The organism is Trichocoleus desertorum AS-A10 (assembly GCF_039962155.1).
Taxonomy (GTDB): domain Bacteria; phylum Cyanobacteriota; class Cyanobacteriia; order FACHB-46; family FACHB-46; genus Trichocoleus.
Map to the genome: position 1 here is coordinate 70,786 of NZ_JAMPKN010000020.1, position 17,144 is coordinate 87,929.

Genomic DNA, 17,144 nt, shown 5'->3' on the forward strand with positions numbered 1-17,144 from the left:
TACGCTTGAACTACGCATTCCTAGTGATATTTCAATCATGTTAGAAGGTTCTATTCTGCAAAAGCTAGAGGCGGCTCATCAAACAGGTGAGACAGGAAAGCGCCCTCTTAGCTTTGGGGTTTATTACAAAAACACTTTAGTTGCTTTGTGTCACGCTTTGGAGGACTGCATTCTTAGCTGTAGTAGCCCTCCCTTGGTAATTACTGCCTTTCAGCGGGGTAAATGGTATTTGCAAGAAGCAGATCGCTATGGCGACCTAGCGGAACGATCGCGGCAAGTCGTAATTATGGCTGCTCCTGACTCCGGCTTTACGGAACACCCCACTAGTCAGCGCGAGAATGTAGCAATAGTTGGTCTAGAGCCAGCAGACCCAGTGGCCCAAGAGTGGCACCTGATCATTCTCTCACCCACCTACACGGCGATGGTGTTGTGCCAAGAGTTATCTGCGGCTGACTACGGCCCTGGGGGTTTGCCGACAGAGGACCGCGAGCGAAAGTTTTATGGCTTCTGGACCTTTGAACCGAACTTGGTGCAAGAAACTGTGGAGTTGGCGATCGCTCATCTTGCTCCTTACAATCCAGAGCTGCAAAAAACCCTCCAAGCTCAAATGGCCGCGATCGCCAATGAAGCAACGCAAGCCGAGTCAGACGATCTTTGTGGGGTGGTCTCACGGGTGGTTGATTACCTCAAAGCCAGTCAGCAAGATTTAGGCCAACTTCCCTTTACCGAAGAGCTTCACCCCGACGTTCTAGACCACAATCTAATCTCGAATGAGCTACAGGCATTTCTGCGAATTGCCCAACTCAGCGACCTAACCGATATTAAAAATCCGATGGCAGCAGCTGAGGTAGCGGCCTTGGCTGAGATGATGGGTCAACTACTAGATTTACCCGCGTGGCAACTGCACCGTCTTCGCTTAGCTGGCATGTTGCACCGCATTGCTCCCATGCAGGAAGCAGAGAGCTTATCTGGAGGACATGCCCTCCAAGCTCAAGAGGAAGCGCCCAGTTGTCCGCTGAGTTGTCCCCTAGTGCCGGGTGCCCAGGTTCTCAGAACTCTACCTCGTCTCAGTGCGATCGCCACGATTATTAATCACCAAACCGAGTGGTGGAATGGCTCTGGTCATCCTGCTGGCTTGGCGGGTGATGAAATTCCTCTAGAATCGCGGATTTTAGGCTTGGTAGAAGCTTTTCAACGGCGAGTAGCTGATTTGCGACTGGCTTATGTTCAGGGTGACTCTCAGGGCGATCGCGCATTCAATTTAGAAGCAGCCCTATCGCAGGTTTCAGCTGAATGCCAAACTTATCAAGGCACTCGTTGGGACCCCAAGCTGGTAGAGGTTCTCGCCTTGATGGTGTGTGGGTTACAGCAAGGTCTCAGTTTACCGCTTACCCCGCATCGCGTCACTTCTGGGATGTGGTTACTGGATGCTCGATTAGAAGAAGCAGCCTATTCCTTCTCCAGTGACACGGAAAATTCTGACAAGACGGCAGCTGTAGGAGGCACTCATGGACATTGAGGCAATTCGCTCTGGGCAGTTGAAGCAGTTGGCGGGAGTCAATCTCGAAGATGAAGACCTCTCTAACCTGGATCTAAGCGGTATCAACTTAGCGGGTGCGTCCTTAGTGGGGGTCAACTTTAACCGCACTAAGCTAGCAAGAGCGCGTTTAGACGGTGCCAACTTAATTGGGGCGCAATTGGTAGGGGCAGATTTGCGGACTAATCTGCTAGGGGCAAATCTGATGCAGGCCGATCTCACAGGCGCGGACTTGCGAGGCAGCAATCTGCGGGGCGCTAACCTAATGCGAGCTAAGCTGACTCAAACCATTTTCACAGGTGCTTTTCTCAGCGGAGCCAACTTAGTGGGAGTGAATTTGCAAGGAGTGGATTTGCGGAGTGCCGATTTGAGAGGCGCTAACCTGAGTGGAGCCAATCTGCAAGGCGCTAACCTGAGTCAAGCCGATTTACAAGGAGCTTTACTGAGTGAAGCGAACTTAGAAGAAGCCGACTTACAAGGCGCTAATTTGGCAGGAGCTAACTTGAGCGGGGCTAACTTACTCTGTGCTGAACTCAAAGATGCCAACTTGAATGGTGTGAATTTGGCGAGCACTTGCCTATTAGGAACTGCATTGGATGCCCTGGCACCTGCGGCTCAGAATCGATAATGCCTTGAGGCTATCGGAAATAGAACTGGGACTAGAGTGGGTTTAAGTCTAGAAGTTAGCGTTTGGCGCTCGCTTGCCGTTTTCTAGCCGCTAGATTCATGCCTAGAGCAATCAAGCTCAAGCATAAGATTCCTGTTGCTCCAGCCAGAGGATTGCTATCAATCCCTGTCACCCACGCGGGTGCGAGGTTAGAGTAATCTATTAGCCCCCCAACATTAATAAAGTAGTAGCCCCAAACCAGTCCTGCATGTAAGCCAATAGGTAGCCCTAGCTGACCTTGGCAACGGGGTCGGACTCGACCAAATGATTCATCTAAACTGACTTTGGCGTGAGTTGCTCGCTTAGCCCAACCCAAAGCTAAACCGAGCAACACTAAAGCGGGAAAGTTGATCCAAGTGCGGCGAATTTCCGCGATCGGTTTGATGAAGTGGGCCAGAGCAAATACGGTACTAGCAACTCCAAGTGCTGTATTGGACCGATAGTCTCGCTCCAACTCATGCAACAACCAACCTCGAAAAAATAATTCTTCTGCAAACCCAATTCCTAGAGAAACCAGCAGCCCTTCCAAAATGATTTGAGGCAGGAACACAGAGGGCGATCGCCAATTTAGCCACCCTAGCGCTCCTTCAACTAAAAACATCCCTAACAAGCTGCATACACCTATCCCCAAACCCCCCAGCAGCTCTAGCCCGTTTTGTCGCGAAAGCTTGAGGCCATAACTTTGCAGAATGGTTGTGTCTTGGTAAACCCGTCGCCCCCAGAACCGCGCTAGCAAAATAAACTCGACGTACAGCAATGTCAAAGTCAGAATGCTAGTGAGGTTCTGATCATCCACTACCCAATAAATCGGTCCTGCTACGGGTAGCCAAACCAGCAGCAGGGATACTACAAAAACTGCCAGACGAATTGGGACAGGATAATGAGCTAGGCGAGCCAGATGGAGCTTCAAGTTAGGAACGTCTTTTGTGGCTTTTACTCGTCTGGCTCGATTGTGCTACTAAGGCCGTGCGTTTTGAGAGTTTCGCTATAGAACTCAGCATGCTCTTGGGCACAGGTAATGACTAGAGCCATGCCATTGCTGTGGGCTTCCATCATGATGCTAACGGCCTGTGGCTGAGTCAGGCTAGGAACTGTATGTATCAAGGTCTGCACCACATACTCCATAGAGTTGTAGTCATCGTTGTGCAGTAAAACCCGGTAGCGTGGTGCAAGCTTACGGGCCGTTGAACGTTGTTCAATGGTCTCGACAGACATTGCTCTCCTCTCTTCTAATAAACGGACTATAAAGACTGATTGGCTTTAGCGGCTCTAATGGTTGACCTGCCACCTAAACTACTTTGTGTAGGCTAGGCTTGGAGTTGGTTAGCAAAGTTCTCTTGGAGCTTGGAGTATCACAACTTATGAGTCTGTTGCTAACTGAAACAATCAGGCGGTCTATTGCTAGATCTACTTAATAATACTTAAATTCCCTAATCTCGTGACCCCTGTCAGGGAAATTACTCTTCTACAAGATGGGATTCTAACTTCTAAAATAGGAGAACGCAGAACTTGTAGTTCTTCTGTTGTCTGTGTTGATGGACCGCCCTAACGATTTTCAGCCACATCAAATTCTTTATCTGCAACACGATCGCGATCGCCTTTACGTTGAGCTAATTCAGCAAATAGTATCGCGTCAAATGTATTGGTCTCGGCCTCTAGCCCTTGTCACGGATGTTGCTTGTTATCCTACCGTTGGTCACTACCAACCTATCTGGGAGACGAGCGAGTCAGCCATTTATGATTTACGTCAAGCACCCGACCTGCTTTGGCCTGCGTTATTGTTTCAGCCTGCTTTAGATACTGAGGTCATGCCACTACTAAGCACCCTCTACGCTTCAGAGACTGAGGCTTACCCAGAAACTGCTCAGGTAGCTCATCAACGGCTCAGGCATTTCATGCACCAAATTTGGGCTGCGGCTCCAGAAGCCTTTCGAGCCTAAAAATTCTACATCAGATTTTATAGAGATTTTACGGTTCACCAGTACACAGTCCTTGGTCTGGTGTTCTAGCGCTATTCAGATGCACCCCGAATTCACAGCGCCTTTAAGTCCAAAGCCTTACTACAATCATTTTGCTTTTTCGACAAATCGCTTTCTCAGCGAATTAAGGCCGCGATCGCAAAACTAACAAATAAAAAATTTACTTGACTTTAGCTACTACTAATTGAGAAACGCTAGGGACTAGCAACTAACTGAATTCGGCCTGCATCCATCTCAGCCATCAGTAGTTCGAGGGCTTCATAGTCTACATCGGAAATGTAACCCCGGCGAGTTAGCTCGTAGTTGATTTCGTTCTCAATATCAGGCGTCAACTTTTTGAAATACAAAGCTTTTTCTACTAAATGTCGAATAACAGCAGTCGCTTGCATGGCAGGATTACTAGAACTTCATACTTAGAATTCTCTACCGAGCTTGTGAGTAAAAAGGTGATCGCAAACCGTATTTTTAAGTGATCCTCGTCACGATTTTGCTCTAAATCTTCCGTGTTTTAAGGGAAGTCTTGTCTAGGCTGAATTTGAGCAAAACACAATGTCTTTAAGTAGTTTTAATAAGGTTAACGAAAGATTAAAACTAGCAGATTTACATTTAAGTATTTTAGCAGTGCTACTACGGCTTTTAATCTATGACTGTACTCTAGGCAACAACTTTACTCCAGAAAAAGATTTGGCTTAAAGAACAGTAAAATCATGCCATTGGATGATTGACAACGATAAAAACTAAGGATTTTTTCTAGAAGATGCGTAGATTTATTTTTTAGAGTTAAGCCTTAGTTCAGGATAGCTAATTATGGCGGCCATTAAGGAATGGAATCATACTGCGGACGCTGAAAGGCTAGCTATTCCAAGGTTTAGCTTTGAATGTGGTCTTCCTAGACGCGCTGAATTTTTCCACAAGTTTCCATTTTAAGCATGCTCTCATCGGATTTTCTGCTACTTAACTTCCCTACTCGGGCAGGGCAAAATTTTTTTGTATATCTAATTGAGTAAATTCTAAATGCTTGTAAGGAGGTCTACTCTGAAAAAAGCGTTAGCTAGAGGAGCAATATTTTAGGATTCATCTCAGATCGGCCCAGAAAACCGGAAATTAGTAGTCTGTCATACCATTCCGTAATAACACTTACCCAAAACTTTAAACATATGGGGCGATCGCATGAAGATTCCGCAAATTAGCCTTAGGACAGTAGGCGAACGGAAAGGCGACCGACTATGGTCTAAACATCGTATTAAAGTTCTTTTTGATTTTTAGTGCTTACGGGATTGCGGTTATGAAAACTGTTCTGCTTCAGCCTCAAGTTACAGTGGTGCAGCCTCAAGGCCATATCAATGCTTCAAATTCCGTTGAGTTGCAGCAGCAACTAACGACCGCTGTCTCCTCTCGACAACCTCAAGTCGTGTTGATTGACATGAGCAAGGTAGAGTCTCTAGATAGCACAGGGCTGATGACCTTAGTGTCTGCTCTCAGCTCGGCTCAACGCTTCAACCATCGCTTTAGCCTTTGCTGTATGTCTGCTCCTATCCGGATTATTTTTGAGTTGACTCAGCTCGATCGCGTATTTGAAATCTTTGAGGATCGAGCTTCCTTTGAAGCAGCGATCGCCGTTACTGCTTAGCTCCTATGGCTGCTAGCTCTGCCCACAGCCACTAAATTCTTAGGTTCCACAGCTGCTCGAACGGTTGCTCAAGACATTTCAGTATAGTAGTAGGGCGAACTACTAACTGAAAGACAGTCGCAGTTGCTGGAACCAAAAGAGAGCTTTTTGCCGTGGCAGTTGCAATCGAAGAATTACTGACTCCTGAAATTTTGCGACCAGCCCGCTACCTGGGCAATGAGCTGGGAGCTTTCCATAAAGGTTGGGACAGCGCCTCGGTACGCTGGGTGTTGACCTATCCAGAGATCTATGAGGTGGGTGCGTCTAACTTAGGCCACATCATCCTCTACAACATTCTCAACACCCAACCCCGACAGCTATGCGATCGCGCTTATTTGCCTGCGCCAGATTTGGCGAGTAAGCTACGCAGCACCCAAACGTCGTTGTTTGCGGTGGAGTCGCGGCGATCGCTGACTGATTTTGATATCTTGGGCTTCAGCCTCAGCTACGAGCTAGGGGCTACCAATATTTTAGAAATGCTTGATTTGGCAAGTATCCCGCTGACCTGGCGAGAACGAGCCACAACAGAACATTGGAACGTCCAACAAGGTAGTTACCCGCTGATTTTTGCGGGTGGGCAAACGGCTACCTCTAACCCAGAGCCTTACGCAGAATTTTTCGACTTTATCGCTCTGGGCGATGGCGAGGAGTTACTGCCTGAAATTGGTTTAGTGATAGAGGAAGGCAAAGCTGCTGGGCTGAGTCGAGAAGAACTGCTACTGGATCTGGCTCAGGTTCCGGGAGTCTACGTACCCCAGTTCTACGATATGGCGGCGGATGGTTCGGTGCATCCCAATCGTCCCGGTGTGCCGGATCGCGTTTTACGGCGGGTTGCTGTGCCTCTGCCTGCTTATTCGATTGGCTTAGTGCCTTATGTCCAAACCGTGCACGATCGCCTCACCATTGAGGTACGCCGTGGTTGCACCCGTGGCTGCCGCTTTTGTCAGCCGGGAATGCTGACTCGCCCAGCTAGAGACGTAGAACCCGAACAGGTGGTAGACGCGATCGAGCAGGGGATGCGAGCTACAGGCTATAACGAGTTTTCCTTGTTGTCTTTGAGTTGTTCCGATTATTTAGCGCTGCCTGCGGTGGGCGTGGAGATTAAAAATCGGCTCAAAGATGAAAATATCTCTCTTTCTTTGCCGAGCCAGCGCGTTGATCGCTTTGACGAAAATATTGCCAATATGATTGGTGGTACGCGCCAAATGGGGTTGACCTTTGCCCCAGAAGCAGGAACGCAACGCCTCCGCGACATTATTAACAAAGGTTTAACCAATGAAGAACTACTGCGAGGCGTGAAAACTGCCCACGACCAAGGTTGGGATAAAGTCAAGCTCTACTTCATGATTGGCTTACCGGGTGAAACCGATGCTGATGTAATTGGTATTGTCGAAACCGTGCGTTGGTTGCAGCAAGAATGTCGCAGCAAAGGCCGCAAATCCCTTAGCTTCAATCTAACCATTTCTAACTTCACTCCTAAGCCCCACACGCCTTTCCAATGGCACTCGGTTTCTACTACGGAATTTGAGCGTAAACAAGCTTTGCTACGGGAAGAATTCCGGCGCATTCGGGGACTAAAAGTAAACTTCACCGATGTCCGAATTTCGGCGATGGAGGATTTTGTGGGTCGGGGCGATCGCCGTCTAGGGGCTGTCGTGCGGCGAGCTTGGGAACTAGGCGCGGGCATGGACTCCTGGTGGGAAAGCCTAGAGCGTGCTTTTGGGGCTTGGACTCAGGCGATCGCTGAGGCAGGCTTGTCCTGGAAATACCGCCAAGTGGAGCAAGGCGAATGGAGCCTCATAGCAACAAATGAGTCGGTTGCTCATGAATTCGCTTCTGGTGCCCCCAGTGCAAACGATCCGATGGTTAGCAATGACTATACAGACGCCCGCTTAGATGCTCCACTGCCTTGGGACCACCTCGATACTGGCATTGACAAAAAGTGGCTCAAAGAAGACTTGCTACGGGCTTTAGCAACTGCGATCGTGCCCGACTGCTCCTTTGAAGGCTGCTCTCACTGTGGGGTTTGTGGCCCAGACTTTGGTCATAACGTGGCGATCTCACCGCCGCCCATTCCTGATTTTCAAGGTCACTTCACACCGAATCAAGAGCGCTCGCAACGAATCCGGGTTTGGTTTGGCAAACAAGGCGACATGGCTTTGGTCAGCCACTTGGACTTGGTGCGGCTTTGGGATCGAATCATCCGCCGAGCTTCCCTGCCGATCGCTTTTACAGGTGGTTTTCACCCCATGCCCCGCATCTCCATTGCCAATGCCTTGCCCCTCGGTGCCACCAGTGCGGGCGAAATTGTTGACTTTGAGCTGACTAAACCTGTTGATGTTGAAGTGTTTCAACAAAAGTTGGCTGCTTGCTTGCCCAGTGACATTCCAATCTACCGCGCGGAAGTCGTGGATCTCAAAACGCCCTCGGCCACGCAGTTGCTAGAGCAAGCTGAATACTGGATTACAGTCACGGTTGGTGGGGACGAAGAACCAGCGAGCCTTAGTTACCCCACTCTTGAGCAGTGGCAAGCTTGGATTGACGCAATTAAAGCTCAAAATACGATTGCTTGGGAGCAAACAACCAAATCTGGCAAAATGCAAACCATCAACTTGCGCGATCGCTTGTTTAAGCTAGCGTTGATGCCTGCTCATCCAGAGTTAGGCGAGGCTGCAACCGTCCTACGCTTTGTGGGTAGCTGCCGTAACGATGGCACTTTGCTGAAACCAGAGCAGGTGCTTTATATGTTGGAACAAATATCTCAAAGAGAGTTACGGCTCTTACATACCCACCGCAATCAACTCGGTTTGGCCGCGTCAGCCCAGTAATTAGGTCTCTTTAAGGGCAGGTCTGGTGCCTGCCCACTCAATGGTCAAGGGCAACCACTTTTTGAAATATTGCGATTTCTAATCAAACTGATAGTATTCGGTTTATTTCTCAACCTGCGGAACGTAACTTTATAAACCGCAACCCAGGAAGTTCTAAAGATTGAAAGCTTTTCCTGGATTAAGGTGTATGCTTATTTTTAATCGCTGCCAACCTAACAGGGTAGCATCGAAGTATCTGCACGCTATAATGCTTCTCAGATAGAAGTAGTTGAAGAACAAAAGCCTTTAGAGTTGCCGCTGAGTAGTGGCCTAAGAAAGGATGTTCTAGCCTGCTTCTGAAAGACTTTCTGCCGCCTGCGATTCCGCCGCTTCCAGTACCTAACCCTTTACAGGAAGGTTCTGTCTTAGATTACTGCACTCGTTAGCGCCTGATTGCTGATTGTTCACTCAATCATCGATTCTTTCATTCGATTGTTCTGTAGGCGGTCTGCACCTCACCCGGTTGAGACGCACTCAGTCTGCTTTTCTTCGACGTCAGCTTAAAGCCAGCAAAGTGTTAGAGGCGTAAGTGTTGTGGTGCCTTTACTGCTGCCAATTTTTGAGGAAATTGAATGCCAAAACAAATTATTATCGCTGAGCAGCATCGCATCGCTGCTGTTTTTTCTGAAGATCAAATCCAAGAGTTGATTGTTGCTACAGGCAGCCATCAGATTAGTGATGTGTACCTGGGTGTCGTTGAGAATGTTTTACCTGGCATTGACGCTGCCTTTGTGAACATTGGCGATTCTGAGCGGAATGGCTTCATTCATGTGACAGACCTAGGCCCACTGCGCTTAAGGCGCTCTGCCGCTTCCATTACCGAACTATTGGCTCCCCAGCAAAAAGTCTTAGTCCAGGTAATGAAAGAGCCGACAGGCAACAAGGGGCCTCGCCTTACAGGGAATATCACACTGCCAGGACGCTACTTGGTCTTGATGCCCTACGGTAAAGGGGTGAACCTCTCGCGACGGATTCGCAACGAAAACGAGCGCAACCGTTTGAGAGCCCTCGCCATCTTAATTAAACCTGCTGGGATGGGGTTGCTGGTCAGAACTGAAGCAGAAGGAATGGCCGAAGAAGCGATTCTAGAAGATTTAGAAGCACTCCAAAAGCAGTGGGAGTCTATTTTACAGGAAGCTAGCTCCACTAGAGCCCCTGCGTTGCTGAACCGCGATGACGACTTCATTCAGCGGGTGTTGCGAGATACGTACAGTGGTGAGGTGAATCGGATTGTCGTAGATTCTCACACTGGTCTCAAGCGGGTGAAGCAGCACTTGATCAACTGGAGCGGGGGGCGATCGCCGCAAGGGGTGTTGATTGATCAGCATCGCGATCGCATTTCTGTCTTAGAGTACTTCCGAGTTAATGCTGCAATTCGCGAAGCTCTGAAGCCCAGAGTTGATTTGCCCTCCGGTGGCTATATCATCATCGAGCCGACTGAGGCTCTGACTGTCATTGACGTGAACTCTGGCTCTTTCACGCGATCGGCCACAGCCCGCGAGACTGTACTTTGGACCAACTGCGAAGCTGCAACTGAAATTGCGCGTCAACTCCGCCTGCGTAATCTGGCTGGTGTAATCATTGTTGACTTCATCGACATGGATACTCGGCGGGACCAGATGCAAGTTCTGGAGCACTTTAACAAAGCGTTGAAATCAGACAAAGCCAGACCTCAAATTGCCCAACTGTCTGAGCTAGGCTTGGTCGAGCTGACTCGGAAGCGTCAAGGCCAAAATATTTATGAACTGTTTGGTCGCACTTGCCAAACTTGTGGCGGCTTAGGGCACACGGTTCATTTACCAGGAGAAGTGCCTCAATACGACGCTGATGTAGCAGAGCGATCGGGCACCTTTGGGATGAGAGAATCTGCCGCTCCTAGTACAGAGCCGCGTGTGCGAATTCGCGAGCCAATCAATCGGGAGCCAATCAATCGCGAACCGATTAACAGAGAACCGATTAACAGAGAACCCCTGAATCCTGAACCCGCTACTTTTAGCCCTTGGGAGGGACGGAGTGATGACTTAGAGTTTGACAGCGGCAGCGATCCGCTAGAGCCAGATTTGATGAACCATCCCAATTATCAGGAGCGGGGTGGTTCTGGTAACAACCGTCGCCGTCGCCGTCGGCGGATTGGCATCACTTTAGGTGAAGGGGAAGTTGCTCCTAAGGGACCGATTAGTCCTAGAGAGATTATTCCTGCTAAAACGATCGCAGTTAAGGCGGAGTTTATTGCTGAAGCCGAAACAGTGTCTCCTTTAGAGGACTTTCCCGTCATTGTCCCCAAGGAAGCTGAATCTGAAAGACCAGAGCGGGTAAAAACTACCAAGCGAGAGTTTATTAAGCCCGTTGTTGAACCTCCTGAAGTTGTCACCGTTGAGATGACGCCAGAAGAACAGGATGTGTTTGCGTTGATGGGTATTTCCCCCTTAGTTTTAGTGAACCGAGAAGTCAAAGACCCTAAATCTACGATTATCCAAGTTACCTTGCCTGGAGAAGCACCGCCTGTACCGAGCGCACCCGTTACTCCGACCGAGAACGGCGCAACTTCCCCGGCTGTCGAGTTTGCTTCCCCTCGCTCTGCTGAAGTGCCGCGGGTTGCTCCTCCGGTTAGAAACACCCCAGCTACTGTAGAAACTGCACCTCCAACAGTCTCACCCGTCTCGGAGGATGCAGTAGAACCGCTTCAGTCTGAGACAAATGAGGCTGAGGTGACACCTATTACTACCGAAGCGGAGGAAGATAACCTAGGACCAGCCCGGCGTCGGCGTCGGCGCTCCTCTGCTGCTGACGCTTCCAACAAGGCTGAAAGCTAGGAGGCTTGGCGTTTGGCTAAGGTGGCAATGCAGGCTAAGCAGCTTAAACTTCTGGAAGCACCAGATTTCCTTTACACTCAGGAACTGATTGCTGGTGTGGATGAAGTAGGCCGAGGCGCTTTATTTGGGCCTGTGGTAGCGGCAGCCGTGATTTTGCCACCTAACAAACTTTCGTCTCTAGTTCAGGTGGGTGTTGCCGATAGCAAACAACTGTCGAGCGGCCAGAGACAACAATTAGCGGGTCACATTCGGACAGTTGCGATCGCCTGTCAAATCGGCCTTGCTTCTGTGGCCGAAATTGATCGACTCAACATCTTGCAAGCTTCGCTGTTAGCTATGCACAGAGCTATCTTGAAGTTACAAGTTCAGCCAAGCTTGTGTTTGATTGATGGTAATCAAAAAATTCCGAGGCTAGCCATTGCTCAACAAACCTTAGTTAAAGGCGACCAAAACTCGGTGGCGATCGCGGCAGCTAGCATTGTTGCCAAGGTTTGGCGAGATCAATTCATTGCTCGTTTAGCAGCTCATTATCCAGCTTACGATCTGCTGGCTAACAAAGGATATGGGACTACCCGACATCGCCAAGCTTTGCAGCGGCTAGGACCTTCTCCTTTGCACCGCCGTTCGTTTGCTCCCTGTCGGGTGCGCGAGTCTAGCACTGCGTCAGTACTTGAGGCGATCGCGCCCACCTGCACTCAATTAGAACTTTAACTATCCGGATGATTAGTGCAGCGAAAGGCTAAGTTGTCGGGCTATTGATGGGCAAAGTAGCGGGTGGTGCTGTTGGTCTTGCCGCTTGAGCCTGAACCCAGCGTCGATAATCTGACAACAACTGATGCATTAATCGTTGTTTGACGGTGAGCAAAACACTCTTCAATAAACCATTGCCTGTGGCTTCAAGCAAGGGGCGAGGCATGAACGAAAAAGGTGGCGGCAGCTCTACGTTAACCTCTAAGTTTGCCTGCCCTTTTAGGTGAGTGACTCCATACAACAACACTGGAGAGAGTTGGCCCGCGAGGTTGAGTCTAAATCGTTGATTGATGTATTCCACACCCCGAATCTCGCAGGCAATAGACTCTAGATGTACGGTTCCGTCACTGTCAGCCCATACTCTCATGTCAACAGTGGGTTGAATGCTTAGGTTCATGAAGGACAGAGGACGCATCTTTAAGCGGAAGTACTCTTCTGTTAGTAGCTCAACTCGACTCGGGTCGGCTAATGCATTCACGAGGCGTTGAGGTTGGCGTAAATAGTGTTGAATGGGAATAGGCTGTTCTGGAACAGCGATTTCTACCCCTTGGGATGCTACGAAGCGAGTGTACATGCGAGGATAAGTAAAGGTGCTGTTGCTATTCACTGAATTTTACAGTTTTTTTATAGTCTGAATCTCAGGCTTTTGAGAGAACAAGTAGTTTCACCCTTGTATAGTCCAGGTTTTCGTCAACGAATGATGATAGGTGATTAAATTTGACTTTTAAGAATCTTCATAAAACTAGTTACTTAGCTCCAGACTTACAAAGTAATAGATAGACTTTATGGCGGTATCAATTGCGCATTTGGGGCCTTCTGGCACCAATGCCGAGACAGCAGCATTGGCTTTTTCGCACCATTTGACCCAATCGACAGGCCAATCTACCCTGCTTTGTCCCTACTCCAACATTGGGCAAACTCTGCGAGCTGTAGCTCAAGGCGACACCCAGATGGCAGTTGTACCCGTGGAGAACTCAATTGAAGGGATTGTCACAATTACATTAGATACACTTTGGCAGTTCGATCAGTTGCAGATTCAGCAAGCCTTGGTTTTGCCAATTGTGCATGGGCTACTGTCACGAGCGAAAAATTTAGAAACAATCAAGACGGTCTATTCTCATCCTCAAGCCTTAGCTCAGTGCCAGGAGTGGCTAGAAAAGTTTCTGCCGAACGCCCAACTCATTGCTAACAATTCCACTACTGAAGCCTTGCAGCTTTTGGATGATGACCTCACCATTGGTGCGATCGCCTCTCCAAGAGCCGCCCAACTCTACAACTTGCCGATGTTGGCTCATCCCATTAATGACTACCCAGGCAATTGCACCCGCTTTTGGGTTTTGAGTTTAGATTCTGCCCCTAGTGGTACTCATACTTCGCTTGGGTTTAGTGTTGCGGCTAATGTACCTGGAGCTTTGGTAAAGCCTTTACAAGTTTTGGCCGAACGGGGAATTAATCTGAGTCGGATTGAATCGCGCCCCACTAAGCGATCGCTCGGGGACTATTTATTTTTTATGGATTTTGAAGCAGACTTGCGAGAACCGTCTGTTCAAGCTGCTTTAGTAGAACTAAAAAACTATACTGAAACTCTTAAAATCTTCGGTAGTTACTCGGTAAAAAATATTCAACTAGAGACTCTATCCTCGCAGATCTAAAACCTAAGTTCTTATCAACTTGAGTGATACTTCATATTCAGCTTGCTAGAGCCTGAGTAATAAATTGAGTAAGAGTAGCCTTGAAATTCTTAGGGCTGGCTATTGAGGCTGTAACACGGCTGAGCATAGCTTGGAACTCAACCCAGCTATAGCTTCCAGATTTGGATACGGCTTTATTTTTGAGGCGCTGCTTGCTCTCTGTTTAGAGGTAGGCTGTTAACTATGGCAACATTAATGCCTCAGTTTCGATTAGATTGCTATAACATACAGCCTAAAAAGAAAATAATAAATGTTAAGGGCTTTTCTGCCTCCTGTGAAAGAAACTATCCTGTAATTAAAGTTTTAGAGCATCTTGCTACGGTTTTTGCTCTAGAAAATTTTCTCAAATGGTGTGAGGTCGTTGCCGATTATTCCATGCGTTTAAGAAAGCTGGAGTTAGGAAAATGTCCAAAACTATCGCCAATCTAACGCTGCCATTAGTTTCTTTAGAGATCGAAAACGTTTTAGATACCTATCACTACCATCCCTATCGCCAAGCGTTTGCGATACCAGAATTACGCGAGCAACTCATCGCTTATGTGCTCAATTGTGTGCCAGCTTGCTACGCCATGATTGAGGAGCACAGCGATTTAGAAGCAGACCCAACCTTAGTGCCTCGGCCCTTGCGCGATCGCCTGCGGTTAATGGTGAGAGAGGGAATTGAGCGCCTGGTTGAAGAAAACGTAGATTGGGTGAGCCACCACATTCCTCCAGAAATTACCTCAGGCTCTGCTCCCTCCAGTTGGTTTGGCTAATCCATTCCACTGATTTTCTGAGTTCTTAAATGGGGTGCAGAGGCAGGTTCCCTAGTGAAGGTGCAGTCCCCACCCCTTTGTTCCCAACCTATTGACGAACGGTATACAACTGAACAGCCAGTAGGTGATCTCTGCTGCTAGATGCTCATGAACTGAAATATGCATGTTTAAAATAAAATCAAATTCAGATGATGAATTTGTGGAAAGATTTGATATACTTGTAATCCTGAAAGGTTGGCGGCATGGCCAAGTGGTAAGGCAGAGGACTGCAAATCCTTTACCCCCAGTTCGAATCTGGGTGCCGCCTTTTCAATTCGTTTTCTACCTTCTCGCAGAAAGCCTTTTGTAGCACGGGCTTCGAGTGTTCTCTTAGGAAGGTTTGTCTACAAATCCAGATCAATCCGTATACCGAGGGCTCTAAAACAGGACTATCAAGCTGAGATAGATTATCCTGCTGTTTTTTCTGGTTTTGACGTGATTGAGGATTTAATGAGTGAGAATCAGACCCGCCAATTCCGATGACGTGGCACTAATTTTCTCATTCATTCAGAAGAAGGCAGAATTTGATCGAAATATCGGTGCTTTTTCCGGTAACTTGCAGACATCCGAAGAAAAAATATACAAAACACTTTTTGGCGTAGTTCCCTTTTCTTACGTCTTGTTCGCAGAGCTTTCAGGATGTGAAGTCGGCTTTGCCTTGTATGGATTCAGATACTCATCGTTTGCGGGTCAACCCAGTATTTGGCTCGACGATCTGTATGTAGATGAGGCGATGAGAAGCCAAGGTGTAGGTGTGGCGTTAATGACTCGTCTGGCTAAAATTTCTCAGGAAAATGATTGCACCCATCTCGCCTGGAATGCTGATGCTCGCAATACTCGTGGACTTAGTTTCTATCACCGACTCGGTGCAGATATTACAGAGCAACACGGTCATCGATGTTTCCTCAGGTGGATTCCGTAACCTGACCTCTAGCAAGCTATAGAAAACCTGGAGCAACTCTAGGTCTTCTCCAGGCGAATTGTTGTTGTCTCCAGTAGAGCGATCGCCTACAACACCTTACATTGGCCGTAATGACGCAAGAGGTGGTCGCAAAGCACTAAAGCAACCATCGCTTCTACCATTGGTACTGCCCTTGGTAAAACGCAAGGGTCATGACGACCTTTACCAGCCAGCGTCGTTTCTTCACCTTCCGTGGTAACAGTACGCTGCTCCTTACGAATCGTGGCGGTGGGCTTGAAGGCAACCCGAATTACGATATCTTCCCCGTTAGAGATGCCACCTTGGACACCGCCAGAACGGTTAGTGGCTGTGCGAACTTCACCAGCTTCATCAATGTAAAATTCGTCATTATGCTCGCTGCCCGTCATTAAGGTGCCAGCAAATCCAGAGCCAATTTCAAAGCCTTTGGTAGCAGGTAAGGACATTACTCCCTTGGCTAAGTCGGCTTCCAACTTATCAAACACGGGAGAACCAAGCCCTTTAGGAACGCTGCGAGCCACACATTCAACCACCCCACCTAGAGAATCGCCTTGGTCACGAGCTGACTCCACAAGGGCGATCATTTGCTCGGCACATTCTAGGTTAGGGCAGCGCACAATGTTACTTTCAACTTGCTCTAGAGTAACGGTTTTGGAATCAATCACTGCTTCTAAATCTTTAATCCGCTTGACATAACTTAAGACTTCAATGCCAGCAACCTGCTGCAAAATCTTCTTAGCGATCGCCCCTGCTGCCACTCGACCAATGGTTTCCCGTGCGGATGAGCGACCACCTCCTTGCCAGTTGCGAATGCCATATTTGGCATCATAAGTAGCATCGGCATGAGAAGGACGGTACTTCTCCACCATCTCGTCATAGTCTTGCGATCGGGTATCCTTATTCCGCACTAAGATCGCGATCGGAGTACCTAAGGTCTTGCCTTCAAAGACGCCAGAGAGAATTTCGCAGGTATCGGCTTCTTTGCGGGGAGTGGTAATCTTGCTCTGTCCAGGCCGACGGCGATCGAGTTCAAACTGGATTTCTTCAGCGGAGATCTCTAGCTTCGGGGGGCAACCATCAATCACGACACCTACCCCACCGCCGTGAGATTCGCCAAAGGTTGTGATGCGGAATAAATGGCCGAAGGTGTTGCCCATATTTCTTTACATAACTCAGAAACTCTGATTTTAGCAGGGTTGAGGGTCAGCCATGCAAAAAGCGCCCCCCGTGAGGAGAGCGCTTCTTTTTTAGCTAGAGACTAGCTGAAGATTAACCGTGGATTGCAGGAGCGGTGAGTGCTACAGGAGCAGCTTCGCCCGCAGCCAGGTCAAGGGGGAAGTTGTGAGCGTTGCGCTCGTGCATCACTTCCATTCCCAAGTTTGCACGGTTCAGCACGTCGGCCCAAGTGCCAATCACTTGACCCTGGGAGTCGATGAT

16 protein-coding genes, 1 tRNA gene and 1 pseudogene are annotated in these 17,144 nt (G+C 48.5%); 12 read left to right on the forward strand and 6 right to left on the reverse strand.

Translation table 11 applies throughout. The annotated features are described in order from the left end of the window. Positions 1–37: 37 nt before the first annotated feature. Positions 38–1,519: a DICT sensory domain-containing protein gene (locus NDA01_RS21435; RefSeq protein ID WP_348229543.1), complete on the forward strand. Its 1,482-nt coding sequence runs from the start codon at positions 38–40 to the stop codon at positions 1,517–1,519. Further along, a complete protein-coding gene (locus NDA01_RS21440; protein WP_190553406.1) occupies positions 1,509–2,165 on the forward strand; it encodes a pentapeptide repeat-containing protein in 657 nt (218 codons plus the stop codon). The genes NDA01_RS21435 and NDA01_RS21440 overlap by 11 nt, the downstream gene beginning before the upstream one ends. Positions 2,166–2,220: 55 nt before the next feature. Here the strand turns inward: NDA01_RS21440 and NDA01_RS21445 are convergent, their stop codons facing one another. Then, positions 2,221–3,114, reverse strand: a complete 894-nt coding sequence (locus tag NDA01_RS21445; RefSeq protein ID WP_348229544.1) for a CPBP family intramembrane glutamic endopeptidase — start codon at positions 3,112–3,114, stop codon at positions 2,221–2,223. Positions 3,115–3,137: 23 nt separating this feature from the next. Next, on the reverse strand, positions 3,138–3,419 hold the full coding sequence (gene clpS / locus NDA01_RS21450; RefSeq protein ID WP_190440850.1) for an ATP-dependent Clp protease adapter ClpS: 282 nt from the start codon (positions 3,417–3,419) through the stop codon (positions 3,138–3,140). Between the two features lie 320 nt (positions 3,420–3,739). Here clpS and NDA01_RS21455 point away from each other — a divergent pair, with 320 nt between their 5' ends. Next, complete coding sequence (locus NDA01_RS21455; protein ID WP_190440847.1) at positions 3,740–4,144, forward strand: hypothetical protein; 405 nt, start codon at positions 3,740–3,742, stop codon at positions 4,142–4,144. 233 nt (positions 4,145–4,377) lie between these two features. On the opposite strand, the gene NDA01_RS21460 is transcribed toward NDA01_RS21455, so the two are convergent. Next, positions 4,378–4,572, reverse strand: a complete 195-nt coding sequence (locus NDA01_RS21460) for a hypothetical protein (RefSeq protein WP_190440844.1) — start codon at positions 4,570–4,572, stop codon at positions 4,378–4,380. A gap of 896 nt (positions 4,573–5,468) precedes the next feature. Here NDA01_RS21460 and NDA01_RS21465 point away from each other — a divergent pair. From NDA01_RS21465 to NDA01_RS21480, 4 genes are all read left to right on the forward strand, one after another. Further along, entirely contained in the window at positions 5,469–5,813 is a 345-nt protein-coding gene (locus NDA01_RS21465) for an STAS domain-containing protein (RefSeq protein ID WP_190440841.1), read from the forward strand. A 152-nt stretch (positions 5,814–5,965) separates the two neighbouring features. After that, positions 5,966–8,680 (forward strand): TIGR03960 family B12-binding radical SAM protein, encoded by a 2,715-nt coding sequence (locus tag NDA01_RS21470; RefSeq protein ID WP_348229545.1) that lies wholly within the window; start codon positions 5,966–5,968, stop codon positions 8,678–8,680. A gap of 611 nt (positions 8,681–9,291) precedes the next feature. Then, complete coding sequence (gene rne / locus NDA01_RS21475) at positions 9,292–11,532, forward strand: ribonuclease E (RefSeq protein ID WP_348229546.1); 2,241 nt, start codon at positions 9,292–9,294, stop codon at positions 11,530–11,532. A 21-nt stretch (positions 11,533–11,553) separates the two neighbouring features. Further along, complete coding sequence (locus NDA01_RS21480; protein ID WP_431193487.1) at positions 11,554–12,243, forward strand: ribonuclease HII; 690 nt, start codon at positions 11,554–11,556, stop codon at positions 12,241–12,243. A gap of 28 nt (positions 12,244–12,271) precedes the next feature. Here NDA01_RS21480 and NDA01_RS21485 read toward each other — a convergent pair whose 3' ends face one another. Beyond that, positions 12,272–12,889, reverse strand: coding sequence for a DUF1997 domain-containing protein (locus tag NDA01_RS21485; protein ID WP_431193485.1), 618 nt, complete (start codon positions 12,887–12,889; stop codon positions 12,272–12,274). A gap of 178 nt (positions 12,890–13,067) precedes the next feature. Between NDA01_RS21485 and pheA the strand changes: the two genes are divergently transcribed. From pheA to NDA01_RS21510, 5 genes are all read left to right on the forward strand, one after another. Further along, entirely contained in the window at positions 13,068–13,934 is an 867-nt protein-coding gene (gene pheA / locus NDA01_RS21490) for a prephenate dehydratase (protein ID WP_348229547.1), read from the forward strand. A 222-nt stretch (positions 13,935–14,156) separates the two neighbouring features. Beyond that, entirely contained in the window at positions 14,157–14,402 is a 246-nt protein-coding gene (locus NDA01_RS21495; RefSeq protein WP_348229548.1) for a hypothetical protein, read from the forward strand. Continuing rightward, the gene (locus tag NDA01_RS21500) at positions 14,378–14,728 is read left to right on the forward strand and encodes a hypothetical protein (protein ID WP_348229549.1); all 351 of its coding nucleotides are present in this window, start codon (positions 14,378–14,380) and stop codon (positions 14,726–14,728) included. Before NDA01_RS21495 ends, NDA01_RS21500 begins: the two co-directional genes overlap by 25 nt. A gap of 236 nt (positions 14,729–14,964) precedes the next feature. Further along, positions 14,965–15,035 (forward strand) — tRNA-Cys (locus NDA01_RS21505). Positions 15,036–15,251: 216 nt separating this feature from the next. Next, on the forward strand, positions 15,252–15,689 hold the full coding sequence (locus NDA01_RS21510) for a GNAT family N-acetyltransferase (RefSeq protein WP_431193486.1): 438 nt from the start codon (positions 15,252–15,254) through the stop codon (positions 15,687–15,689). A gap of 86 nt (positions 15,690–15,775) precedes the next feature. Here NDA01_RS21510 and aroC read toward each other — a convergent pair whose 3' ends face one another. Together aroC and NDA01_RS21520 are read right to left on the reverse strand one after the other, a co-directional pair. Next, on the reverse strand, positions 15,776–16,864 hold the full coding sequence (aroC, locus tag NDA01_RS21515; RefSeq protein WP_348229551.1) for a chorismate synthase: 1,089 nt from the start codon (positions 16,862–16,864) through the stop codon (positions 15,776–15,778). 112 nt (positions 16,865–16,976) lie between these two features. Further along, positions 16,977–17,144: pseudogene (locus tag NDA01_RS21520) on the reverse strand (photosystem II q(b) protein); the annotation flags it as partial.